Source organism: Actinomadura sp. NBRC 104425, assembly GCF_030269545.1.
Taxonomy (GTDB): domain Bacteria; phylum Actinomycetota; class Actinomycetes; order Streptosporangiales; family Streptosporangiaceae; genus Spirillospora; species Spirillospora keratinilytica.
Window position 1 is genome coordinate 1 of the sequence record NZ_BSTN01000043.1, and the last position, 24,493, is coordinate 24,493.

The 24,493-nt window shown below is 70.7% G+C and carries 23 protein-coding genes; 17 read left to right on the forward strand and 6 right to left on the reverse strand.

Annotation, left to right across the window (positions count from 1 at the left end):
* Both QSK22_RS32005 and QSK22_RS32010 read right to left on the reverse strand, forming a co-directional pair.
* Positions 1-110 (reverse strand): Hsp70 family protein (locus QSK22_RS32005; RefSeq protein WP_285498254.1); only part of this gene is annotated, 110 nt, incomplete at its 3' end.
* Between the two features lie 437 nt (positions 111-547).
* A complete protein-coding gene (locus QSK22_RS32010) occupies positions 548-877 on the reverse strand; it encodes a hypothetical protein (protein WP_285498225.1) in 330 nt (109 codons plus the stop codon).
* A 462-nt stretch (positions 878-1,339) separates the two neighbouring features.
* Here QSK22_RS32010 and QSK22_RS32015 point away from each other — a divergent pair, with 462 nt between their 5' ends.
* On the forward strand, positions 1,340-1,582 hold the full coding sequence (locus QSK22_RS32015; RefSeq protein WP_285498226.1) for a hypothetical protein: 243 nt from the start codon (positions 1,340-1,342) through the stop codon (positions 1,580-1,582).
* Between the two features lie 406 nt (positions 1,583-1,988).
* Here the strand turns inward: QSK22_RS32015 and QSK22_RS32020 are convergent, their stop codons facing one another.
* On the reverse strand, positions 1,989-2,474 hold the full coding sequence (locus tag QSK22_RS32020; protein ID WP_285498227.1) for a histone-like nucleoid-structuring protein Lsr2: 486 nt from the start codon (positions 2,472-2,474) through the stop codon (positions 1,989-1,991).
* 156 nt (positions 2,475-2,630) lie between these two features.
* Positions 2,631-3,677 carry a 3-keto-disaccharide hydrolase gene (locus QSK22_RS32025; RefSeq protein ID WP_285498228.1) on the reverse strand — a complete coding sequence of 349 codons (1,047 nt, stop codon included), beginning with the start codon at positions 3,675-3,677 and terminating at the stop codon, positions 2,631-2,633.
* A gap of 427 nt (positions 3,678-4,104) precedes the next feature.
* Between QSK22_RS32025 and QSK22_RS32030 the strand changes: the two genes are divergently transcribed.
* The gene (locus tag QSK22_RS32030) at positions 4,105-8,403 is read left to right on the forward strand and encodes a ThuA domain-containing protein (RefSeq protein ID WP_285498229.1); all 4,299 of its coding nucleotides are present in this window, start codon (positions 4,105-4,107) and stop codon (positions 8,401-8,403) included.
* 63 nt (positions 8,404-8,466) lie between these two features.
* Here the strand turns inward: QSK22_RS32030 and QSK22_RS32035 are convergent, their stop codons facing one another.
* Complete coding sequence (locus QSK22_RS32035; RefSeq protein WP_285498230.1) at positions 8,467-9,573, reverse strand: ATP-binding protein; 1,107 nt, start codon at positions 9,571-9,573, stop codon at positions 8,467-8,469.
* Between the two features lie 664 nt (positions 9,574-10,237).
* Here QSK22_RS32035 and QSK22_RS32040 point away from each other — a divergent pair.
* The 4 genes from QSK22_RS32040 (at position 10,238) to QSK22_RS32055 (ending at position 13,339) form a co-directional block, all read left to right on the forward strand.
* On the forward strand, positions 10,238-10,621 hold the full coding sequence (locus QSK22_RS32040; protein ID WP_285498231.1) for a type 1 periplasmic-binding domain-containing protein: 384 nt from the start codon (positions 10,238-10,240) through the stop codon (positions 10,619-10,621).
* Between the two features lie 186 nt (positions 10,622-10,807).
* On the forward strand, positions 10,808-11,161 hold the full coding sequence (locus QSK22_RS32045; protein ID WP_285498232.1) for a hypothetical protein: 354 nt from the start codon (positions 10,808-10,810) through the stop codon (positions 11,159-11,161).
* Between the two features lie 209 nt (positions 11,162-11,370).
* A complete protein-coding gene (locus QSK22_RS32050; RefSeq protein WP_285498233.1) occupies positions 11,371-11,637 on the forward strand; it encodes a hypothetical protein in 267 nt (88 codons plus the stop codon).
* Between the two features lie 961 nt (positions 11,638-12,598).
* Positions 12,599-13,339, forward strand: a complete 741-nt coding sequence (locus QSK22_RS32055) for a class I SAM-dependent DNA methyltransferase (protein ID WP_285498234.1) — start codon at positions 12,599-12,601, stop codon at positions 13,337-13,339.
* On the opposite strand, the gene QSK22_RS34110 is transcribed toward QSK22_RS32055, so the two are convergent.
* Positions 13,287-13,727 (reverse strand): hypothetical protein, encoded by a 441-nt coding sequence (locus tag QSK22_RS34110; protein ID WP_502872396.1) that lies wholly within the window; start codon positions 13,725-13,727, stop codon positions 13,287-13,289. The two genes, QSK22_RS32055 and QSK22_RS34110, sit on opposite strands and share 53 nt — an antisense overlap.
* A 51-nt stretch (positions 13,728-13,778) precedes the next feature.
* Here QSK22_RS34110 and QSK22_RS32065 point away from each other — a divergent pair, with 51 nt between their 5' ends.
* From QSK22_RS32065 to ligD, 11 genes are all read left to right on the forward strand, one after another.
* Positions 13,779-14,321, forward strand: a complete 543-nt coding sequence (locus tag QSK22_RS32065; protein ID WP_285498235.1) for a TetR/AcrR family transcriptional regulator — start codon at positions 13,779-13,781, stop codon at positions 14,319-14,321.
* A gap of 237 nt (positions 14,322-14,558) precedes the next feature.
* On the forward strand, positions 14,559-14,912 hold the full coding sequence (locus tag QSK22_RS32070; RefSeq protein ID WP_285498236.1) for a hypothetical protein: 354 nt from the start codon (positions 14,559-14,561) through the stop codon (positions 14,910-14,912).
* A gap of 560 nt (positions 14,913-15,472) precedes the next feature.
* Positions 15,473-16,228: an AfsR/SARP family transcriptional regulator gene (locus QSK22_RS32075; RefSeq protein WP_285498237.1), complete on the forward strand. Its 756-nt coding sequence runs from the start codon at positions 15,473-15,475 to the stop codon at positions 16,226-16,228.
* Positions 16,229-16,263: 35 nt separating this feature from the next.
* The gene (locus QSK22_RS32080; protein ID WP_285498238.1) at positions 16,264-16,470 is read left to right on the forward strand and encodes a hypothetical protein; all 207 of its coding nucleotides are present in this window, start codon (positions 16,264-16,266) and stop codon (positions 16,468-16,470) included.
* Between the two features lie 76 nt (positions 16,471-16,546).
* Positions 16,547-16,765: a hypothetical protein gene (locus tag QSK22_RS32085; RefSeq protein ID WP_285498239.1), complete on the forward strand. Its 219-nt coding sequence runs from the start codon at positions 16,547-16,549 to the stop codon at positions 16,763-16,765.
* 125 nt (positions 16,766-16,890) lie between these two features.
* Positions 16,891-19,245, forward strand: a complete 2,355-nt coding sequence (locus QSK22_RS32090) for a hypothetical protein (RefSeq protein WP_285498240.1) — start codon at positions 16,891-16,893, stop codon at positions 19,243-19,245.
* On the forward strand, positions 19,238-20,509 hold the full coding sequence (locus QSK22_RS32095) for a hypothetical protein (RefSeq protein ID WP_285498241.1): 1,272 nt from the start codon (positions 19,238-19,240) through the stop codon (positions 20,507-20,509). Before QSK22_RS32090 ends, QSK22_RS32095 begins: the two co-directional genes overlap by 8 nt.
* 14 nt (positions 20,510-20,523) lie before the next feature.
* Positions 20,524-20,832 carry a hypothetical protein gene (locus tag QSK22_RS32100; protein ID WP_285498242.1) on the forward strand — a complete coding sequence of 103 codons (309 nt, stop codon included), beginning with the start codon at positions 20,524-20,526 and terminating at the stop codon, positions 20,830-20,832.
* An 11-nt stretch (positions 20,833-20,843) separates the two neighbouring features.
* Positions 20,844-21,974, forward strand: a complete 1,131-nt coding sequence (locus QSK22_RS32105) for a hypothetical protein (RefSeq protein ID WP_285498243.1) — start codon at positions 20,844-20,846, stop codon at positions 21,972-21,974.
* 37 nt (positions 21,975-22,011) lie between these two features.
* Positions 22,012-23,445 (forward strand): M15 family metallopeptidase, encoded by a 1,434-nt coding sequence (locus QSK22_RS32110; RefSeq protein WP_285498244.1) that lies wholly within the window; start codon positions 22,012-22,014, stop codon positions 23,443-23,445.
* 73 nt (positions 23,446-23,518) lie between these two features.
* Positions 23,519-24,475 (forward strand): non-homologous end-joining DNA ligase, encoded by a 957-nt coding sequence (ligD, locus tag QSK22_RS32115; RefSeq protein WP_285498245.1) that lies wholly within the window; start codon positions 23,519-23,521, stop codon positions 24,473-24,475.
* Positions 24,476-24,493 lie beyond the last annotated feature (18 nt).

The following is a 24,493-nucleotide window of genomic DNA, read 5'->3' on the forward strand; positions in this document are numbered from 1 at the left end:
GGCGTGGTCCGCGACCCCTCCGCGTTGGCGATGACGGTGGGCTCGCCGCCCTCCAGAATCGCGACGACCGAGTTGGTCGTCCCGAGGTCGATACCGACCGCACGTCCCATGTCTCTCGTCCTCCGTCTGACGCAGACAAATTGCGTCGCACAGGCACAACTTGCCGCCCCCGCAGCGCCAGACTGCCCGACAGAGATCACCCCGTCAAGCGAGTTGAGTCCGACCGACTCAACTTATATGAGCACTCGCCGCCAGACAGCGAGGACGCAGTAGCCGCGATGTCGCCGGCCCGCGCCGGGCCCACGCTGATTCACGCCCCCATACGAACGTGCAGTGCGCGTCAGCAACGCGGTGGTCGGGGGCAGCCACCTGCTGGGACCGACCGCCGACGCCCAGAGCCGGGCCGCGGGACAGGACCGAAAGCAGGCACCCGCCCCCGGCGGGCGGCCACCCTCGTGGTGATCGAGTGCGCGGGCGTACGCGAGCTCGACCATGGAGCGCGGCGCGGACGGGCGGGTGTTCCGAGCCGTCCTGCCGACCTGCCGGCTCAGCGCGCTGGGAGGCGGTCGACTCGCTCGGCGGGCATGGCCAGGGCCGTCGCGACGGCGCGCAGTTCGTCGCGTTCGGCGGCGGTGACGGGGGCGGCGCGGGTGTGCAGGGCGGCGACCAGGAGCTCGACGGCCTTCTCCCAGCGTCCGCTGGCCGCCTCCTTGGTGACGCGCCGCAGCGTCGGCTGGGGCAGCCGGTCGCGGAAGCAGGACGGCAGCCGCCGCAGGGTCTGGGCCAGTTCCCGATGTTCGCGGCTGCTCAGCGGCGGCACGGCGGGCCGGGGTTGCCAGTCGCCCACGGCCAGGCCGACCACTCGGATCACCTGCATCAGCACTGCCTTCCCCCTCCCCGTCCCGCCGCATCGATGCCGCTCGCCGGGCATCGGCCGGTGCCGTACCCCCAAGCCGCCGGCCACAAGCTGCAGACCAGGCAAAAGGCGGTAACCAATGCGGCAAGCGATCGGCGGGCGGAGATGTTTGGCCGACGGCCTGTGGGTAGCCCCCCAGCACACGAACTTCGACTCGCGAGGACGGGGCGGAACACCGGCGCTCCGTCCTCCCGAGACGTGGTCTGAGCCGAGAGAGTGCCGGGGGCCGACATGGCGACAGTCGCCGAGAACAGGACAACACGCAGACGCACCACACAGCGGCGGAGCACGGCGAGCCCGAGCCGGACCGCTACCACCACGCGACGGCGCACCGCGGCGACGACGAGCACGCCGAGGACGACCCGAACGCGGGAGCAGAAGAGGACCACCGTTCCCGTCCCCCTCGTCACCCCGCATGTGACGGTGCACAGGTTCGAGGTGCCGACGCCGCGGATCGGGCAGGCCGGGCACCAGGTGGTCGACGCCGGGAAGGCCGTGGCGTCCTCGCTTCCGCCGCCCGGACGGCTGGCCTACTACACGGGGCTGGGCGCTCTGGCGGCGTTCGGGGTCGTGGACTGGCCGGTGGCCGCGGCGATCGGGGTCGGCGTCGCCGTCGCGCGGCGGGCGACCGGCCGGCAGCGGGCCGGGCAGTCCCGGACGACCTAGACGACCTGGGCGGAGCTCCGGGGACGGCGCCGTCCGCCCGTCGGGAGGAGGCTTACCAACTGTTCACCTGTTTGCCACGTACAATCCGGACGGTAATGTCCAGAATCGGATAAAACGGTCAGTGCTGTAGTCGACCACGAGGTGAACACCGTGACCGATTTTCTGGCCACCGTCCTCGCGAAGGCGCTGGTGGCGCTCGTCGAAGCCGCCGTCGCGCAGCTGATCTTCTCGCTGCTCCGCGCACCCGAGGCGACCGCCGCCTGACCGCGGGGGCCGCCTACGGCACAGGCGGCCCCCGCGGTCAGGCCGGTGACGGTCCCTTGACCGGTGTCACGGGCCCGTTTGCTTGCGACGGCCGTATGGGCTGCGCTCCACACGGCCACCGCCCCACCTAGGTGCTCCCTGCTCAGCCCTTCGCCTCGGCCTCTTCGGGCTCGGCCGCCCCGGGCTTGGCCTCGTCCGCCTTGGCCTCGTCCGTCTTGCCCTCTTCGGCCGCGGCCTCGTCGGCCTTGGCGGTGTCGGCGGCGGCCCCGTCCGGAGCGGCGTCGGGGTGGGCCGCGATGAACTGCTCGTACACCTCGTCAGCGATCTTGCCGCGGACGCTGACCTCGATGCCCTGCTCCTTGGCCCACTCACGGACGTCCGTGTTGGTGTAGCCGCGCAGCTTGGGCGAGGTGTCGGCGGTGCTCTTGCGGGAGCGCCCGGCGGCCTTGACGACGGCCGCCTTCTCCAGGAAGGGCGTCAGCGCGTCCAGCGCCTCCTGCAGGCGCCTGTGGTTCGCGTCGCCCAGGTCGATGGTGAACTTCGCCCCGGCGACCTCGAAGTCCCGCTTGGCGACGTCCTCACCGTCGTAGCCGTCGATGTCGTCAACCATGACGACCTTGGTGGCCATGGGTCCCCCTCCTGTGTCCTCAGCGATCAAGCATCATAGAGCGCCGACGACCCCGCCTCGGCCCATTCGGCACGGCTCCCGTCCGGGGCCGACGCGCAGGTCACCAGGGCGCCGGACCGCCGAGCGCCGCGCCCGCCCCTCGGCCCCGCGGCGGAGTCAGGACAGGTCGCGGACGCGGACGTTGCGGAAGTCGACCACGTCGCCGGAGCCGTGGTTCTGCAGGCCGATGAAGCCCCGCGCGAACTGGCGCAGATCGGTGGGCGGGTCGCTGGCGCGCGAGGAGCTCTTGCCCGGCGCGTTGTCGAACTCGTTGATCACTTCGCCGTTGCGGATGACCGTGTAGTGCTGGCCCTGGACGCGGATCTCGTAGTCGTTCCAGGTGCCGGGAGGGGTGGGGCGGGCCCGGTCCAGGCCGATCGTGCCGAAGTTGTAGACCGAGCCGGTCTTCTGCGGTTCGCCGGTGGGGCCGTCGTAGATCTGGATTTCGTGCCCGCAGTAGATCGCCACCCAGGCCGGGGAGGTGCGGGCCGAGCCGATGGTGCCGCAGCTGCCGGGCGGGCGCTCCTCCAGTGGGGTGCGCAGGTCGGGGAAGCGGACGAAGACGCCGCTGTTGGAGTATCCGCCGTCGGTGCGCGCGTCGCGGAACTGCAGCCGCAGCGAGAAGTCGCCGTAGTCCCGGCCCGCGTACCACAGCATGCCGAGGCCGCCGACGGTGCGGATCGACCCGTCCGGCTGGAGGCTGAACGAGCCGTCGGGGGCCTGGAGCCACTTCGACAGCGACGCGGCGGTGCCGTCGAAGACGGTCTCGTAGCCGCGTCCCCTGCCGATGTCGGAGCGGGCCGCGGCGGCGGCCAGGCGGCCCTGTTCCCTGCCGTTGAGCAGGTGCTTGTTGCGCAGGCGGGTGGTCACGGCGGTGAGGTGGCGCAGGAACGCGCCCTTGCTCGCCCAGGTGCGCTCGTCGTCGATCAGGTCGTTGATGGTGCAGCCGCCCCAGGCCGAGCGGTTGGGCACGGTGGTGCGCTCGTCGAGGATCCAGACCGTGGGGCGGGCGTCGGGGGCGGGGCAGGCGGCCGGGAGGGCGCCGCCGCCGGACGCCGTGGCCGCCGCGGCCGCGGGCGCGAGCAGCCCGGTCGACGCCAGCGCGAGCGTGAGGGTGAGGCCGATGGTGCTGCGGGACGTGCGGCGGCGTCGGTGGGGAGCCACGAATCCTCCTCGGTCCGGGAGACGAAGACCTGCTTTGCACTGTTGCAGCGCTTGTTTGTCTCGTCAACGGCGAAAGTTGGCAAAGGAAGCCTTCGTTCTGCACGGCAGACGCACCCCGGCTGCACGGACGGAGCAGCGACCGGATGTGGCCATGATCAGCTATGACGTACCGCGAATTCGGACATCAGACCAGCTTGAGGGGCATACCACCTTGATCGAAACGACCCCCGGCTTTTACCTCTTTCAGGAAAAAGTTATGGAGTGATCAAACGAAAGATCTAGGCGAACAAGGCAAAGTCTTCTAGCATCCGGGGCGCACTGCTCAACGCGGCCCCGGCCAGACGGGGGAGGACGCGGGGCTCACACGTCCAGGGAGGACGTCGTGCCTTGGGTTCAAAGCCGACTACTGCTCCTGTCCGTCTCCCTGATGCTTCTGTTGTCCATGCTGGTCGCCGTACCGGCGCCGGCCAGGGCTGAGACCGTCCGGTCGAAGGCGGCAGCCTCGTACCGGGTCCTGGTGTTCTCCAAGACCGCCGGGGAGCGTGTGGACTCCATCCCGGCGGGAATCACGGCCATTCGCGAACTCGGCGAGGCGGGCGGCTTCGCCGTCGACACCACCGAGGACTCCGCCCTGTTCACCGAGGAGAACCTCGCCCAGTACAAGGCGGTGGTGTTCCTGTCGGTGACCGGCGACGTCCTCGACGACGACCAGCAGGCGGCGCTGCAGGGCTTCGTCGAACGGGGCGGCGGCCTGGTGGCGCTCAACACCGCCGCCGACGCCGAACCCGACTGGGACTGGTACGGCGCCACCATCGGCGCGCGCACCAAGTCGCCCGCGCCCGCCGCGCAGCAGGCCCAGCTCATGGTGTACGACCCGGTGCACCCGTCCACCAAGGACCTGCCGCGCCGCGTCACCCAGAACGACGTGTTCTACAACTACACCGCCAACGTGCGGGGCGACCTGCACGTCCTGGCCGGGGTGGACGAGAAGACCTACACCCCCGGCACCGGCGCGATGGGCTACGACCACCCGATCAGCTGGTGCGGCGAGGTCCGGCAGGGACGCTCGTGGTACTCGGGTCTGGGCACCCAGGCCGCCACCTACGCCGACGGCGAGTTCCGCAAGCACCTGCTGGGCGGCATCCAGACCGCGGCGGGCGCCGTCGCGTCCGACTGCGGCGCCACGGTGTGGAAGAACTTCCAGACCACTTTGCTCACCAAGGACGTCGGCGAGCCGATGGACCTGGCCGTGCTGCCCGACGGCCGGGTGCTGATGACGAGCCGGCGCGGCGAGTTCCGCCTGTTCGACCAGCGGACGGGCGAGGTGTCCATGGCCGCCACCATCGACGTCTACACCGGCGAGGAGGACGGCCTGCAGGGCGTCGCGCTCGACCCGGACTTCGCCGACAACGGCTGGGTCTACTTCTACTACTCCCCCGCCGGGACCACGCCCGAGAACGTCCTGTCGCGCGCCAAGCTGGTCGGCGACAAGCTCGACCTGAGCACCGAGCAGAAGATTTTGCACGTCCCGACGCAGCGGCGCCTGTGCTGCCACGTCGGCGGCGACATCGGCTTCGACTCCAAGGGCAACCTGTACCTGTCGACCGGCGACAACATCAACCCGTGGCAGTCCAACGGGTACTCGCCGATCGACGAGCGGCCCGGCCGCGAGGACTACGACGACCAGGGCCACGCCGCCAACACCAACGACCTGCGCGGCAAGATCCTGCGGATCAAGGTCAACGACGACGGGTCGTACTCGATCCCCGAGGGCAACCTGTTCCCGCCGGGCACCGACAAGACCAAGCCCGAGATCTACACGATGGGCGAGCGCAACCCGTTCCGTTTCGACGTCGACCCGAAGACCGACTGGGTCTACATGGGCGTCGTCGGCCCGGACGCCAACGAGGACAGTCCGACGCAGGGCCCGGAGGCGTTCGAGCGGCTCAACCAGATCCGCGGCCCGGCCAACCACGGCTGGCCGTACTGCCAGGCCAATAAGAAGCCGTACTTCGACTACGACTTCGCCACCGGCACCACCGGCCCGCCGTTCGACTGCGACAACCTCGTCAACGACTCGCCCAACAACACGGGCCTGCGCGAGCTGCCGCCGATGACGCCGCCGCTGCTGTGGTACCCCAACGACTGCGCCACCTGGAACGAGTTCCCGCAGTTCTGCCCGCCCACCCCGGGCGGCCGCACGGCCATGGGGGCGCCGGTCTACCGGTACGACGAGAACCTGCAGTCCGACACCAAGTTCCCCGCCTACTACGACGGCACGCCGTTCTTCTACGACTACTCCCGGCACCGCGCCTGGGACATCAAGCTCGACGACAACGGCGGCCTGCTCAACATCAACACGTTTCTGCCGGACATGTTCACCAGCACCGACGGCTCGGTGAACGGGCAGCCGATGGACATGGAGTTCGGCCCGGACGGGTCGCTGTACTTCCTGGACTACGGCGGCGGGTTCTTCACCGTCGGCCCGCGCGTCGGCCTCTACAAGGTCGACTACGTCAAGGGCGCGCGGTCGCCGGTCATCCAGGCGACGGCGACGCCGACGTCCGGCGACGTCCCGCTGACGGTGAAGTTCGACGCCACCGGCACCCACGACCCGGACGGCGACGCCATCGCCTACGCGTGGGACTTCGACGGCGACGGCACCACCGACTCCGACCAGCCGGTCGCCGAGCACACCTACACCGCCAAGGGCGCCTACCAGGCCCGGCTGCTGGTCAGCGACGCGACGGGCAAGTCGGCGGTGCAGTCGTTCCCGATCACCGCGGGCAACAACGCCCCGACGGTGACGATCGCGTCCCCGGTCAACGGCGGCTTCGCCGACTTCGGCGAGACGATCCCCTACAAGATCAATGTGACCGACGCCGAGGACGGCCAGATCGACTGCCAGGACGTCACCCTGCAGGTCGCGCTGGGGCACGACCAGCACGCCCATCCGATCCTGGAGAAGAACGGCTGCGAGGGCACCTTCGCGCTGGAGAACGTGGAGGGCCACGGCGACGACGCCAACGTCTTCACCGTGCTGCGCGCCACGTACACCGACAAGGGCTCCGACGGCGTGCCGAGCCTGGCGGGCTCCCGGCAGATCATCCTGCAGAAGAAGCGCAAGCAGGCCGAGCACTTCAACGACAACAACGGCACGTCCATCATCAGCCACAGCGGCGCCGAGGGCGGACGGCGCATCGGCGCGATCAACGACGGCGACTGGCTGGCGTTCGACCCGGTCGATCTGAAGAACATGACGTCGGCGACGTTCCGGGTGTCCTCGGGCGGGGCCGGCGGCACCATCGAGATCCGCAAGGACTCCCCGACCGGTCCGCTGGCGGGCACCGCCAAGGTGGACAGCACCGGAGGCTACGACCGGTACGTCACCCTGGCGCCCGTCCCGCTCACCGACCCGGGCGGCGGCGCCGGCAAGCTGTTCCTCGTCTTCACCAACCCCGACTCGGACGACGCGCTGTTCGACGTCGACTCGGTCCGGTTCAACGGCAAGGGCATGGCCGAGGCGATCGGCGTCCAGGTCACCGCGAACACCACGAACGGGCCCGCACCGCTGGACGTCACGTTCACCGCGGCCGCGCCGGACGCCCCGTCCGACGCCGCGTACACATGGGACTTCGGCGACGGCACGACCGGGCAGGGCGCGTCGGTGACCCACTCCTACGCCGAGCCCGGCGCGTACACCGCCAAGGTCACGGTGACCGACTCCTCCGGCGGCGTGCTCGGCACCGGCACGGCGGACGAGATCACCGTCGCCGAGAAGGTCGAGGGCACGATCAAGGTGACGCCGGGCGGCGCGACCCGCGACGCGGGCAAGCAGCACACCGCCGTCGCCAAGCTCAAGCCCAGGCGCGGCCTGTCGCCCAAGGACCACGACATCACGATCCAGGTGTTCCGCAAGGCGCCCGCCGCGCCGCTGCCGGCCGGGCACACCAGCGGCACCCCGTACCAGCTCGCCGAGGAGACGATCACCAAGACCGACGCCAGGGGCAGGGCCGAGCTCGCCTACACCAGCCCGGTCGGCGCCGACGACATCGTCGTGGCCTGCGCCGGATACCGGAACTCGTGCGTTCAGGACGGCGCCGACGTCCTGGTGGTGAACGGCCGCACCCCCGCCAACCTGCGCACCGACTACGTCGCCGGCACCGCGAAGGTCACCTGGAGGCCGGTCGCCGAGTCCGACGGGTTCGTGAACCTGTTCGACGGCAAGACGCTGGGCGGCTGGGACCACGCCGGCTCCGGCTCGTTCACGGTCGCGGACGGCGTGCTGACGCCGCAGGGCGGACGCGGCGCGCTGTGGTACCGGAACCGGCGGTACCGGGACTTCGCGCTGGAACTGGAGTACGAGCAGGACAGCGTCAGTTCCGACTCCGGCATCTTCCTGCGGATCCCGGACGGCGACTCCGCGATCGCCGACCCGCAGACCGAGGGGTACCAGGTGTCGATCCTGGACCGGGTCGAGGAGGCCCGCTTCCGCACCGGTTCGATCGACGGGATCGACCCCGCCGACTTCCTCAACGTCAAGCCGGTCGGCGGCGGCTACAACAAGGTGCGCATCGAGGTCCGCGGCCAGGAGTACAAGATCTACTGGAACGACCAGCTGGTGAACACCTACACCGGTGACCGCGAACTCGCCGGTCACATCGGGCTGGAGAACAACGGCGGCGGCATCCGCTTCAAGAACATCCGGATCGCCCCGCTCAAGTAGCCCGTCCGTCCCCCGTTTCGGCGGGGCCGGGTGCCCACCCCCGCACCCGGCCCCGCCGCCGTTTCACGGGGCGCGCAGGCGGGGCCAGCCGCCGGCGGCCGCGCGCACGGCCCGCGCCGCGTCCGCCGCCGACCGGTCATCGGTGCCGACGCGGACGGCGCCGTCCGATGCGTCCGCGGCCTCGGCGGCGGCCCGCCGGGCGATCTTCAAAAGCTCTTCCTCGGGCAGCCCGCGCAGCTCGTCGCCCGGGATGACCGGTCCGTCGCCGCGCCCGCGCATGAGGACGCGCTCGGCCAGCCGGTCCGGCCCGGCGTCGAGGCGGCACACCGTCAGCGCGGACGCCGCGAAGAGCCCGGTGTAGCCGTCGGGGTGTCCGGTCTCTCCGGAAACGATCAGGCATTGCGCTCCGGCCGGGCGGAACACCGCGTCCAGGGCCGCCAGGTTGGCCGCCTTGAGGGCATGGCCGTCGTCGGCCGACCGCAGGAAGCCGATCTGCCGCGCGTCCACGTACGCGGCCGTGACGCCGTCGCCGATGACCTGCCGGAACACCTCGTATCCGACCGTGGACTTGCCGACGCCCACCGGCCCGCACAGCCACAGCGTCGGCGTCGTGATCGCGGCACCGGCCGGCGCGGCGGGCGGCGCGGTCGGCGGCGGCGCGGCGGCGGGCCATGGGCCGATCCGCTCCCGCACCGTGCGGGCGACCTCGGGCACCGTCAGCCCGTCGGTGTCGACGCACAGGTCGGCGAAGCCGGTGCGGTCGAGGGCGTCGGCCGCGGCGACGGCCCGGTCCACCAGTTCGGGGCGCCATCCCCGGCCGACGAACCGGCGGCGCAGCTCGTCCGCGTGCACGCGCAGGCGGCACAGGGTCACGTCCGCGCCCGGCATCGCATCGGCGTACGCCCGAGCCTGCCCGGCGGTGTCGACGACCCCGGAGAGGATCAGGCACGCGACCCCGGCCGCCCGGTAGTTCGGCCAGACCGCCCCCAGCGCGGCGATCCTCACGCGGTGCTCGTCGTCGACGGGGTGGCACAGACCTATCTGGTCGAGGTCGATGAACGCCGCCCGGACACCGGCGCGGGAGAGCTGGGAGAAGATCTCGAATGCCGCACTCGACTTGCCGACACCGGGAGGACCGCACAACCACAACACCGAGACGCCGCTGCTCACCGCCGCGACACTAACGACCCGCCTACACCACCCGCCACCGGATAAACGCCCAGGGGCGTCTCGGGTGAGGCGGTGGGCGCCGCGGGCGCGTCGGCGGGCCCGGCGAAGCGGACGGCTCGACGGGACGGTCAGCAACCAGCACCACCGGCGCAGTTCATGGGCCGCGCAGCCCGTCCAGCAGCGCACCCCCGTATGCGGCTGGAGGAGGGAGCACCTCCCCCTGGGGCTGGGCCATGTCCGGCGGATCTCGGCAGCCGGGTCGCCCGCCGCCTGTGCGGCTCCGTGGCACGCCGCCACCCGAGCCAGACGTGATCCCACCGGTCGATGCGCAGGCGGTGACGGGAGGAGCCGACGGCATCAGAAGATTCACCGACGGCGGCACGGGACGGCGCCATCGTGCTCCGCTCCTGGGCCATCAGGCGCGTCGGCCCTGCTCCCGGCGGGCGCGCTGGAAGTGGCGATGGACCTCGTCCCAAGGGGGCTTCGAGCGGTGATGCCGCAGGGGCTCACGACGGCGGTCCGGCGGGCCTGAAGGCGGCCGAAATGACATAGCAAACCTTGGGATTAAGTTGCACTTTTAACCATCTACCCGACATGCCGGGCGTCATAGGTTGAAATTTGAAAGGACGTTGTGCATCCGCACAGCGGACGGGGGTGACAGCACATGGCAAGGAAGATCACGCGGCTCGCCGTCGTGGGCGTCGCGGCCGGGTCCATGGCACTGGGCGTCCCGACGGTGGCGATGGCCTCCACCGCCTCGGTGTCGAAGCACAGCGTCGCGGCGCACTCCGTCAGCGTGAACGACGGCTGGCGCCACGATGGGCATGGGTTCGGCCACCACCGCTTCGGGTTCGGCCACCGCGACTTCGGGTTCGGCCACCGCGACTTCGGGTTCGGGCACCACCGCTTCGGATTCGACCACCGCGACTTCGGGTTCGGGCACGGGCGCTTCGGCTTCCACGACGGCGGAGCGTTCTTCAAGAAGTCGTTCACGTTCGCAGGCCCCGGCGGCGCGTTTTCCAGCACCGTGGTGACCGGAGCCAGGTGACACCACGCTGATACCGCGGCAGGACGTGAGCAAAGCTCGGCGAACGCCAAGCACAGCCAAATACCAGGAAAAGGATCGCCGTCGGACCCGGCGGCCGATCACATCGACTTCTGAGTATTCGGCCCACCATAGATACTCCTCATGCACCCGCCGTGCATCGCGCGGCGGGCGGGGGGCGACATACACATGACGACGAGAATCCGGCGCATTGCCATCATGGGCGTCGCGGCGCCGGTCGTGGCTCTGGGAGCCCCGACGATGGCACTCGCCGCACCCGTCTCGGCGACTCATCACAGCGCCGGTGTGCAGGTCTCCGACCCGCACGACGGGTACAGGCATCACAGGTTCAACCACCATCGCCACTTCTTCGACCACCATCGCCACTTCTTCAAGCACCACCGCCACTTCATCCATCACCGCCACCACGTCCGGTTCGGCCACGGCGGCTTCGGACACGGTTACAGCGGGGTGTTGTTGACGAAGTCCGCGACGATCGCGGGCACCGGTGGCGCGTTCACCGTCAGCAGTGCCGCGAGGTAGCACCGGCACCGCCGACATATCGAGGACCCGGCCGGCATGCGCCGTCCGGGTCCTCGGCATGCCGGTCACCGGAACCCCAGATGACATAGCGAACCTTGGGGGCGAGTTGCACTTCTATCCACCTACCGAGCAGATCCGGCGAATATGGTCGGAAGTGGAACCAAACAGTCAGAGCTGTGTACAGCGCACAGCGACGGGGGGAACAGAAAATGACGAAGAAGGTTCAGCGATTCGCCGTCGCCGGGCTGGCGGCCGGTGCTCTGGCTGTGGGCGCTCCGGCAGCGGCCATGGCGAGCACCGCTGACACCGCGGCGCCGCAGCACTCCACCGTGAGCGCCCAGTCCACCAGCACCACGGGCCACGCGTCCACCGCCCAGTCGACCAGCACCACCGGCGGCTGGGGCTGGGGTTGGGGCCCCTGGGACGGCTGGGGCTGGGGCGGCTGGGGCTGGGGTGGTGGCTGGGGCTGGTGGTAAGCCCGCCACACCCTGTTCAGTCAGCCGTTAGCAGCTGAGCAGCCAAGCCGAGGGCCCGGCCGGTGATCACACCGGCTGGACCCTCGCTCCCTGTGCGGGCCGACGCTCCCCGCACAACCTCTCCGTCACAGCGACACACCGCCCCACACCCCTCGAACCGCTCTTCCCTTGCCGAATCGCCCCCCAGACGAAGCAGACAGCAGCTCCGATCAACACACGTCATGCGCAGGCAAGAACCCCCCGCTAAGCACGCCCACCATTCCCCCTCGCCGACTCCCATCCCAACGGGATACGGCAGCGCACCGCCTCACATGCCTCAAGCCTCAACCCGCTCCGTCAGGCGTCGTCCCAGCGCAGATATCGATCGACCTCGAAGGAGACATCGGCGTCGGCCGACACGGCATACGCGATCAAGAACTCCCAGCCACGCGTCCACCGCCCGTGAAGGAACCCCACCCCCAACAGGAAGTGACGGCGTACTGCCCCCTCAAGCCACACCTTCTCCCCCCACTCAAGCGAACGCCCGCCCTGCTCACTGCGGGTACCGGCCGATCATGAAGCAGCCACCGGCGGCCAACACGGCATGCGCGCGCAGGAACTCCCAGCAGAGTTGCGCGTTCACCGCTCGATCACCCGCACCGCACCGCGGGTGCACGAGCGCAGCGCTCAGTCAGCGCCTTAGCATGCAGCTGCGCGATCAACGGGGCTCCGCGAGCCGATCAGTCATGCAAAACCTTGAATAGGTGCACAGCGGCGAGCATGCGCCTTGGCGCACCCGTCGTGAACGGGCCGGCAGCATCCAGCGTCCGGCGGAAGCGCGCCGACCTGCCGCCGTCCCGCATCCTGCGGGCTCCAGGACGGCACGTGGCAGCGACATGGACGTCACGGCCTTTCCCATCGGTGTCACGGCCGACCGGAAAATGGCTGGCGGAGCGGAACAGCGCTCGATTACGGTCGCCGCGTGCAGGATCCGGACGGATATTTCGGTGAACGCGTCGCAGCCCGCTACGACGAGACGTCGGCGGCGATGTTCGAGCCGCGGACGCTGGACCCCGCAGTGGATTTCCTCGCCGGGCTGGCCGGGAGCGGCCGCGCTTTGGAACTGGGCATCGGGACGGGTCGTGTGGCACTGCCGCTGTCGCGGCGGGGCGTCCCAGTGCACGGCATCGATCTGTCACGGGCGATGGTGCGGCGGCTGCGCGCCAAGCCCGGCGGCGACACGATCGGCGTGACGATCGGCGACTTCGCGACCACGCGGGTCGACGGGACGTTCTCACTCGCCTACCTGGTCTACAACACCATCAACAATCTGACGACGCAGGCGGCGCAGGTCGCCTGTTTCCGCAACGCCGCCGCGCACCTGGAGCCGGGCGGGTGTTTCGTCATCGAGGTCGGCGTTCCGGAACTGCGGAAACTACCGCCGGGACAGAACGTCGTGCCGTTCCAGGTGAGCCCGACGGGATGGGCGTATGACGTTTACGACGTGGCCACGCAGTCGATGAGCTCGAACTATGTCGAGGTCGTCGACGATCGCTGCGAGTTCACCTCGATCCCGTTCCGGTACGTGTGGCCCGCCGAACTCGATCTGATGGCCGAGCTGGCGGGCATGCGCCTGCGCGAACGCTGGGAGGACTGGACGCGCACGCCGTTCACCAGCGAGAGCACCAAGCACGTCTCCGTCTGGGAGAAACCAGCCGCCTGACCGCCTGGCGGGGAGGCCGCGCCAGGCGCCCGCCGCCGCGTCGGAGCACCAGCTCCGCCAGTACCCCAACGGCAGCCCCGGGCGGCGAAGGCGCACAGCGCGTTGCGGCCAGGTCGTGCGTCGTCGCGCCGATCGGGTCCTTGAAGAAGTAGGCAGGCTCCGGCAGCGGCCCGGCGCGCCCGGCCGCGTGCGGCGCGGCCACCAGGCGGGCCAGGTCCAGCACCAGGGGCGCGGCGAGCGCCGAGTCGTACCCCTGCCAGGTGAACTGCAGCGTCATCCGGGCGCAGTCCCGCCGGCGCGGTCGCTCCCAGAGGGCCTCCCCCGCGAGTCGGCCTGCCTCGAGCGCCCCCCACGAGGCGAAGCCGCGCTCGGTCGCGTTGGCGGTCATCGGGGCACCTCCCGACCGTCATAACGAAGTTATGTGAGGTATGACGTCGTTATGACGAAGGTGTCAACCAGCGGGGCGCGGGGCCGGGACGTCCGGCCGGTGCGGACGCGGCTGCTGGAGGCGGCGGCGCGGCTGCTGGCCGACGAGGGCCCCGGGGCGCTGACCACGCGCCGACTGGCCGCGGAGGTGGGCGCGTCGACGATGGTCGTCTACCACCATTTCGGGGGCATGCCGGAACTGGTGCACGCGGTGATCGCCGAGGGGTTCGCGCGGCTGGCCGAGCGCATGGCGGCGGTCCCCCGCACCGACGACCCGGTGACCGACCTCGGCCGCCTGGCGCTGGCGTACCGGGCCAACGCCCGCGCCAACCGCCACCTGTACGCGGTCATGTTCGGCGGCGTCCCGCTGGGCGGGCGAGCGCGGCCCGCCGTGGAGCCGGTCGCGGGCGGCTCCGCGTTCGACGCCGGGGCGTTCGGCGTGCTGGTCGAGGCCGCCGCCCGCGCCATGGATGCGGGACGGCTGCGCCGCGACGACCCCGAGCACGCGTCGGCGCAGCTGTGGAGCGCGGTGCACGGTTCGTCATGCTGGAACTAGCCGGTCAACTCGCCGGGAGAGCCGAGAGCGTGCTCATCTCGACGCTGGTCAACCTGGGCGTCGGCCTGGGGGACACCCCCGACTCCGCCGCCCGCTCGCTGCGGGCCGCTCTCGACGCGTCCGCCCCCTGACCCGGCGGGCGCCGCCGGCTTGCGAAGCATCTTCGTGATTAGGTGATCTTGCGTAACCCGGATGCGGAAAACCGGGCGAATGACCGACCATGGAGGTGTGACGGGGATGCACGGGACGAGCGATCAGCCGCTGCTGCGGTTGGGCGCTCAGATGGCCGAGGTCGAGGCGCTGTACGCGTGCGTGCTCAACGCCTCCGACCAGCACACCGAACAGCGCGCCCTGCGGGAGCTCGCGGGGGCGGGCGCCCGGCTGGCCGACCTGGCGGACGCCGCGGCGGGCCCGCCCGACGGCGGCCGCAAGACGGCACCCGGTGCCGTGGCGGCACGCGGCCCGAAGCGACCGGTCCGCGTCCGCATCACCTGCTCCGCCCCGGCACCGCCGCGCCGGAGCAAGCTGGAGCGTCGCATCTCGGGGGCGCGGCGCACCGTCGACTGGATCGTCTCGCGCACCGGCGGCTGACCGCCTGCTTGCGTGCCTCCGGCGGCTGCCGCCGGCCCACCTTTGGTGGCGCCACAGACGTGTTCTGCTGATTGAGACTCGGTAAGGGGCTTGGGTGGAATGCCCAAGCCCCTAGATTCATTTCCCGCGGGTCGGCGCATTTTTCGCTGAGCCATGGGGCACCGAGGCCATGAAAGGCGCACGAGATCCTTCCGACTGCTCGGCGTTTCACCGGCCAGGAAGTCTCTCGAAATGGGCCGTGCCGACACGTACCGCAGACGACGTGGCCCGTGCCTCACACTCCAGCGTTATCCTGGGGCTACAGTGTGCGGATGAGTGGGCCAGCCCCAGTCCGGCTCACCCTTGTGACGCCCCGCCCACCATCCGCCAGAACGTAGATCGACCTACATGAACGATGTTGCCGTGGCTTACTACGGCGGTGCGCGCGAGGCCCTTGGAGATGCCGGAGCCTGGCCGGGATCAACCTCCCCCGTCCTCAGCGTGATTCTCCCGTGACGCCGGGGTGACGTGCACGAACACAATGGTTTACGGCCCTGGAACCTGATTCCGCGGAGGGGCCTATGACATGGGAAGGAACGCCGCACCACACTACGGGCACCGGCGGTCCGGTCCGCTTGGCTCTCACCGGTGAGTTCCAACTGACGGTGGACGGGCGGTGGCTGACGGTCCCGCACAGTGTCGAGCGGGTCCTGGCGTACCTGGCGCTGGCCGAGCGTCCCGTGAGCCGGACGAAACTGGCGAGCGCACTGTGGCTCGTCTCGTCCGAGCAGCAGGCGGCGAACAATCTACGGACCACGCTGTGGCGAGTCGGCCGCGCCGACGCTCGGCTCCTATCGGCCGATTCCGATCGGCTTCGGTTGTCTCCGACGGTGCGGGTCGACCTCGTCGAACTGTCCGGCTTCGCGCAACGGCTCATCCATGACCCGCAGGCCGACGACCTGAGCCGTCTGCCGCTCCTCATAGAGCACGCCGAGTTGCTGCCCGACTGGGACGACGAATGGGTCGTGGCGGATCGAGAGCGTTTCCGGCTCTTGCGCCTGGAGGCCCTGGAGCGCGCGGCGTCGGCGCTGATCGCACGCGGCCGCCTGGGGGAGGCGCTTGTGGCGGCTCTCGCGTCGGTGCAATCCGAACCCCTGCGCGAAAGCGCAAGCCGCCTGGTGGTACAGGTGCACGTTGCGGAGGGCAACCTCGCCGAGGCACTCCGGTGGTATCGCGAGTACCGGACGCTGCTCGGCAGGGAGCTGGGCATCGAGCCGTCGAGGCTGATGCGGCAGCTGGTCGAGCCGCTGCTCCGGCCCGGCGTGACGATGCAGTGACATGCCCGTGCCCGCGTCCCGGCAGGCTACCGGCCATGAAGCCTCCGGCCACCACGCGGCATGAGGTGGCCGTCATCCGCGTCGAAATCCGCGCCACAAACAACACACACCTGCTCATCGAACTACTAGAAGTCGGCCGCACCCCCAACCGCGACCGACTACTCGGCCGCACCACAGACCCAACGGAAGCCTGCCGCCTGCTCGAAAACTGGCTGGCCACACTCACCGACAACACCGCCTAACCACCGAGCGCGCCCGGCAGCCCAACGACGCACCGGTGCCACGACGACACACCCCAACACGGGACGAGCCAATCTCATGCCCGCGTTTCGACACGCCATCGGCCATGGAACGCTCGGCCGCCACGCGGCATGGCGTGGCCGCCATCCGCATCGAAATCCGCGCCCGGCAACCGAACTGCCGGAAGTCGACCCCACCCCAAACACGACCGGCTACTCAGCCGAACCACAAACCCAGGCGAAAACCAGCCGCCTACTCGAAAACCGGCCGGCCGCGCTCGCCGACGGCACCGGTTGACCACCGAGCGCGCCCGGCCGCCCGGTGACGAAGCGGTGACGCGGCGGAGACACCGCAGAACGGGACGCGCGTCATTCTGGCGGCCAGAGAGCTCGCCCTACGACCGAGCGAGGTGAAGAAGGCGCATGAACCCGCTTCCGCACGGTGAGGCCGCCGTCACCGCCCCGCGGTGGCAGCCGGAGACTCCGTTCCTGGGTGCGGTCGACACCGAGATGCCGCAGCAGCCGGCGCAGCCGAGCCGGCCGGAGGCCGACACCCCGTTCCTCGCCCGGTACCAGCTCGGCGATGAGATCATCGACGCCGGACCGGCGGCGGCCCAGGGCTTTGCGGCCGAACTGCTCGATCCGGAGTTCGACGAAGCACTGGAGGAGCTGCTCGACGAGGCGGAGACCCTCGTCGAACGGGTCGGCACGGACGAGACACCGGTCGGGACCGCACGCACCCGGCGTCTCCTGGAGCACTGGATCGGACCGCTCCAGGCCGAGGCCGAAGCGATGTTCGAGCAGATCGCCTCCGAGCTTGAGAGGGAGCGGGCCGACCTGCTCGGTGACACCGAACTGGACCGGCTGCTGGAGCGGTACGAGCCGCAGGAGACCGATCTGTCACCGGCGTTCGAGAACTTCCTGGGCAAGCTCAAGAAGAAGATGCGGCGAGCCGTCCAGGGGGCCGCGAAGCTCGCCAAGCGAGGGCTGGCCGCGGCGGCGAAGCTGATGCCGATCGGGCCGCTCCTGCGCAAGCTCGCCGGGCTCGTCAGGCCGCTGCTCAAAGGCGTCATCAACATGGCCCTGGACAAACTCCCACCGGCGGTGCGTCCGCACGCGGCGGCACTGGCCAAGAAGTTCACCGGCGAACTGCGAGAGCCGGAGGAGATCGCAAGCGCGGCGCCGGCGGCGGCCGACGTGCGGGCGCTGCAGCTCGGCCTCGACGCCGAGATCACCGGCCTGTTCCTGGCACCGGACGAGACGGCGCAGGAGGATCTGCTGACCCAGGCCGCGACCGCCGGCGAGGTCGAATCCGACGTCCTCACCGAACTGGACGACGCACGCGCCCGCTTCGTGGAGCGGTTCGCGGCCCTCGACGAGGGCGAGGACCCGACCCCGCTCGTCGAGGAGTTCGTGCCGGCCGTCCTCGCCCTGCGGACGCCCCTGCGGATCGGCATCGGCATCCTGGGCCGCCCGAAGGTCGTGTCCTTCCTCGCCCGCTACCTGGGCCGCCTCATCGCACCGTACGTCGGGCCGAAGGTCACCCCCGCGCTTTCGAAGGCGATCGTCGACCAAGGGCTTCGGCTGATGTCGCTGGAAACCCCGGTCGAACCCACCCCGGACATCGCCGGTGAGGCGTTCGCCAACGTCGTGGAGGACACCGTCCGCCAAGTCAGCGCACTGTCCGACGAGGAACTCGAAGACGAGATCGCGCTGGAAATGGCGGCCTACGAAGGCCAACAGGCAGCGGTGGCGGCCAACTTCCCGATGGAACTGCTCGATCCGGCGAGCGAGAACCTGGAGACCCGGCGGCCAATGGGAACGTGGGTGTCCATGCCACGCGGACGACGCGTGCGCTACCGCAAATACTCGCGCGTGTTCCCCGTCCTGATCACACCGCAGACCGCCAAGGCGGTCCGCACGTTCGGCGGCCGCACGCTGCGTTCCTTCCTCCGCGACCAGGCGGGGCGCACCGGCGCGGTCCAGGCGCGCGTCCACCTCTACCACGCCGTTCCCGGCTCGCGGATCGCCCGGATCCTCCGCACCGAGCACCGGAACGGAAGCATTGCCACCGGACCCGCCGCGCTGCATCCGCTGACTCCCGAGGCGGCCGGCATGCTGCTGGGCGAACCCGGCCTGGGACACGAGATGGAGGAGGCTTACCTCGACCGGCCGGAGCCGCTGGCCGTCGGGGAGCGCCTGTACTACCTGGAGGTGCCCGGCGCCCGCACCGCGGCGCGCCGTTCCAGCGACGCGGACCTCGCACTCGACCTGCGGGCCGGGGAGATCCGCCTCGCGGTGTTCCTCAGCGAGCCGGACGCCCAGGCGATCGCCGCGCGGCTGCGCCGCAAGGAGCCGCTCGGGGCGAGCCTGGCCGCCCTGCGGCGCGTCTACCGCCGTGCGATTCGGAACGCGTTTGCCAGGCCGCGCGGCCGCGTCCGTGTGATCGGCGAGGAGCCCGGACGGCAGGAACTCGCGGGTGGCCCGCCAAGGCCGACCCGATCGCGGTCGTTCTCACCGGCGGCCGTGATCGAGCGGTGGACGACCCGGGCGCTCGGCGCGGCGCTGGCGCGCGAGCGCGACGCGTTCCTCGCCGCCACGGTCGCCGACGCCGACGGCGTCACGCTCGTCGTCCGCCTGTCCGATCCCCCCGGATTGCGTGCGATCGCCTCGCTCGTGCGGGACGGTGCCGGGCCCCGCGCCATGGAGTCGTCGGCCGACCTGCGCGGCCGTCCGCGAGCACGCGTCGAGATTCACCCGGGGTACCGACGTGCCTGACGCCACCGCCGCCCTGCGGCTGCAGGTCACCCGCCAGGCCGCGCACTGGCGGGCGGCGGTCGTCGCGCTCGCCGACTTCGAGAACTTCGCCGCGGCCTCGGCGTGGGCCAATCTCGAACGCCACCTCGGTGTGGCGATCCGCGCGCAGTTGCGGCGCTCGGTTCTGCACTTGCAGCGTACGGCCGACGTCCTGGACGCGGAGCTGCGGGCCGCCGAGACGCTCGCCGAGCTCGACCGCGTCCGCCGCCTCGTCGTGCGGTTCCGCCGCCGGTTCCTCCGGGTGGAGACCGCGCTGGACTTCTACGGTGACGCCGTCAACACGCGGACCAGCCCGAAGATCGGTGGTCTCCTGCGCGCCTGCGACATCCTCGCCGGCCGCAGCCTGGAACAGGTACTGGGACCGCTCGGCCTACCCACGCCACCGGTGCTCACCTACGTGGACCGCGGACTCGGCGCCTCGATACTGCGCAGCGGGTTGAGGCTGTGGGACGGCCGTTCGTTCTCCGTGGCCGCGGCGGTCAAGGTCACCAGGCACAACCTGGGCGGCGCCCGGCCCACCGCCCTACTCCACGAGTGCGGGCACCAGCTGGGCTTCAGCACCGGCTGGAACGACGAACTCGCCGCCGCGTTCCGGCGGGAGTTCCAGCACGACGCGCCGGACGTGGGCGACGCCTGGGCGGGCTGGTCGAGCGAGACCGCGGCCGACGCGTTCGCGTTCGCGCATGCGGGCTACGCGGCCGTGGCGGCGCTGCATGACGTGATCGCCGGCGAAGAGCAGCGGGTCTGGACCGTGCCGCCGGGAGACCCTCACCCGCCCGCGGCCCTGCGCGTCCTGGCCAACGCAGCCATGGCACGACGCTTTTATGGCGTCGGCCCCTGGGACGACCTGGCCGGCTCCTGGACGCTGACCCATCCCCTTCGGCGCGCGCCGGACAGGGTCCGCGGACTGTACGAGCGCTCCGCCGCCCGGCTGCCGCGGATCGTAGACGTCCTGCTGCTACGCCCCATGCGCGCCTTCCACGGCCGCCCGCTCGTCGCATACGTGGATCCGCTGCGCGTCCGGCCCGACGAGCTCGCGCGGCTGTCCCATGAGGCCGGGACCGCGCTCTTCACCTCCCCCCACTGGCTGTGGACGGAATCACTGCGGCTGCTGGCGCTGTCGGGCTATCGAGCGGCGACCGAACCCGAGCACGCCGCTGACATCGCGCAGCAGTACGAGAACTGGATGACACGGCTCGGTCACGACGGCCGCGCCGCAGCCTGATCGGAGGACATCGCATGCAACCCGCGTCGCAACCCCAGACTCCCTCGCCAGAAGCGCAGGAAGTCGCCCATTGGAGCGAGAAGCTGCGCGAATCTCTGGACGTGCCGTCGCCGACCCTCGCCTTCACCCCGTTCTGGAGCGAGGACTGGAAGCCGCCGCGCAAGCAGGCCCGGCGGGAGGCGCTGAAAGGACCGTGGGGCGGTCAGGTGGATCTCGGGGCCCCGTCGGGCCCGGAGCAGAAGGAACCGTCCGGCTCCCGTGGAGCCACCGGCGAATCGGCGGACGGCGGCTCCGCCGACGCATCGTCGGACACCGACGAATAGGGGGACAGCGCATGCTGCGCCAGATCGCGAACAACGTCGGTCCGCATAATCTGATCCGTGAGCCGGCGGGGCAGATCGCCGCCCGCCTGGAGACCGTGTGGGCCGCCCGGAGCCGCGCCGCGGTGGTCCGCGGCTACCCTTTCATGGCGTCCCTCAGCGCCCGCGGGTTCGGGCCGACGAGGAGGAACGTCGTGTGGGACCACCTGATCTACGCCTACCTGATCGAGAACACCCGCTGCGAGGAGATCATCCGGCGGGTGATCTACGAGGCCGCGCACGGGGAGCGGTTGCGCGTGCCGCGCAACCCGACCACGTACGAATGGCTGCGCTCCACCGAGGAGCTGTTCTACTCGTACGGGCCTCCGCTGCTCGCGTCCACCGCCGTCAGCCAGCTCAGACCAGACCCGCGCAAGACACGCCGGAACGCGTATTTCCGCATGTTCGGCGTCGATCTGCAGCACGGCGCGGACGGCGGCCCGTTCCCGTACGAGAAGCCGCAGGTCGCCAACCGCGACTTCGTGCCCACGTTCGAGAACTTCCTGCGCCAGACGTGGCGGGCCATCGAGAACGCGCGCAACGCGATCGGCCCCAACCCGACCGACAGCGGCGCGATCGCCGATCTGGCGCTGCGGCTGCAGACCATGCTCAACGAGCGCCGCGGCGGTTCGGCGGTGGCGCCGAACCTCGCCCAGACCGAGTTCGGCGCCGTAGCACATATGTCCTGGCTGCATTTGCTGCTCGATTTCGACAATGACGTGCTCACCGATTTCCAGGCGGTCGGGACGTCGCCGGAGGAGCGGCTCGCGCGCCTGGGCGAGCGCGTCGGCGTGGCCTCGCACGCGGGATCGCACAGCTTCTTCATCCTGGCGCCCGCCGTGTCGCAGTTGCTGATCCAGATCGAGGGCGGCGCCTTCAGCGTGCCCGCCCAGGCGGAGGCGCTCTATTTGCCTGCGCCCCCGGCCGCCAACCCGCTGCGGGACCAAGCCCTGACCATCATCGACCACTGGTCACGCGTGACAGGCCGCGACCTCAAGGCTGCCCCCGTGGTGCCCACCGCGGCATCCGCCGGCCCGGCACCGGTGCCACCGGCGGGAGCCGCCGCCGTGTCATCACAAAGGCGTGACGCCGTGCCCGCGCAATAACGCGGTCTCCGACGCTCGCAGATCGTGAGAGTGCACCATGAACGAGCCCGGCAGTGTCTACGAGGACACCCCACTCGCTCCCCCTGAGCAGGAGTCACCGGCAGTCCAACCGGTCACGCCGATCGAACACTGGGCGTATCACAGTGACACCCCCCTCCGGCCCGTCCACGAGATCCTCCAGAACGCCGAGACCGGCTACGCGCCGGTGTCCGAGGTCGCGAAGGAGACCGCCTGGAAGGGCACCGCCGAGCAGATCGCCTTCCGCGAGGCGGTGCTGCGGGCGCACCTCGCGCGCTCACGCCGGCGCAAGGGCCCGCCCGGACGCGACCTGACGCCCGCCGAACTCGCCCCGGTCGCCGGCACCGGCATGCGGATGCGCCGGGACGCCGCCGAGGCGGCCGGCCGGCTCATCGCGGCCGCCAACGAGGCGCTCGCCCAGGCCAAGCAGGCCGGGGACCCGGACGCGCTGAAGACCCGCCGGGTGACCGCGACGAGCGGGTACCGGGGAAGCGAACACCAAGCCCGGCTCTGGCGCGGCTATTTCCCGAGCTACTACGACCGCACCGTCCGGCAACGCGAGGGGCTCGCGTCCGGCCCGCACGGCGCCGAGGCCGTCAACTACATGATCAAAGACTTCGGCGTGCCGAAGTGGATCGCCGCCCCCGGGTACAGCAACCACCAGTCGGGAATCGCCATCGACCTTCAGCAGGAACGCACCGGCGCGCCGATCCGCAATTCGAGCCAGAAGGCGGCGCTGGCGGCGTGGCGGGGAAGCTGGCTCTACCGCTGGCTCACCCAGAACGCGGCGTCCTTCGGATTCCAGCCCTACCCGAAAGAACCTTGGCATTGGGAATACCGACCGGCCACGTCAGAACAGGGGTCACCCGCCGGCGAGGAATACGAGCCGCAGTTCGAGCCGGAGGAACTGGATCTCTACGAGGAGCCTGAATACGAGACCGAGCCGGGCGAGGAGGCCGACGTCGAGGTGCACGAGGAGGACACATCACCAGAACACTTCATGGAAAGCGAAGTCCTGGAATCAGAGGAACCCCTCCCCCACGCCCAGGAGCGCGCGACCGAGGAAGCGGCATCCGCCGCCCCTGCCGGAGGCTTCGTCACGAGCGCCGAAACTGCGGAACAGGCCGGGACGGACCGCCCCGCAATGGTGAGCCTCGACCAGCTCGAGCCCCTGCTGGGGGAGGCGGAAAGCTTTCTGGACCTGGCGCGGGCCACGTATCGCGACACGGTCGACGCCGTCAGGACGCGCATCAGGATCGGCCAGGGGGTGGTGGACGGCGACCGGCTGACGGACATGGTGTTCTTCGACCGCCACCCCGACCGCGCCGGACGCCCGCCGGCCCTGGGCGATCCCGACTTCGCCGCGCTGCACCGTAAGTGGCTCGACATCAGGGACCGCGTCGTCCGACCGGCGTTGCAGGACTGTTCGCGCCCCCGCCGCGACCGCGCCTGAGCAATCGAGTACTCGCGGAGGCAGTGCATGAACACTGCCGCGCGAGGTATGTCCCGTCCGGGAGGTGGTCGGTATGGGCGGCGGTGAGGTCCGCGACGGGGTTTCGCTCAGCAATCTCGACCAGCCCCTGTTCGAGGGCGCGGACGCGGCCAAGCGCGACCTGGTCGACTATCTGGACGCCATCGGCGAACGGTTCGTCGCGCACCTGGCGGACCGGCCGCTGTCGGTCGTGCGGGTGCTGCGCGGCCAGGACCCGTTCATGCAGAAGAACCTGCCGAGATACGCCCCGCCGTGGGTGCCGCGGATACGGTTGTGGGCGGAGTCGTCCAGGCGCGAGGTGGCGTACGCCCTGTGCAACGACCGCCGCACGCTGCTGTGGTTCGCCAATCAGCGCGCCGTGGAGTACCACTTGCCCTTGACACGCGTCGGGCACTGGGACGAGCCCACGCATCTGGTGCTCGACATCGACCCGCCGGACGGGAAGTCGTTCGGCCTGGCCGTCCGCGCCGCTCACCTCGTCCGGCAGGCGCTGGCCGACTCCGGTCTGGCGGGGGCGGTGAAGACGAGCGGTTCCAAGGGCGTGCACGTGTTCGTGCCGGTGGCGCGGGTGACACTGGAGGAGGCCGCGGCCGCGACCCGCGCACTGGCCGCGCGCGCTGAACGGCTCGACCCCGCGCTGGCCACGACGGCCTTCATCCGCGAGGACCGGGCGGGCAAGGTGTTCATCGACTCCACCCGCGCCGGTACGGCGACCGTCGTGGCCGCCTACAGCCCGCGTGCCCGTCCGCGCGCGCCGGTGTCGTTCCCGGTGCCGTGGGACGAGCTGGACGGCATCGCCCCCGGCGAATTCACGCTGCGCACGGCCGCGCCCCTGGTCGCCGAACGGGACCTGTGGACGCAACTGATGCCCGCGCCGCAACCGCTCGGCTCCGACCTGATCGAAGAGGGCCGCGCCATTCCGGTGGCCCGAGTGCAGGCCATGCACGAGGGAAAACGCCGCGCCCGAGCCCGCCGCGCCGCCGAGCAGTAGCAAAGGCCGCCGGTCACG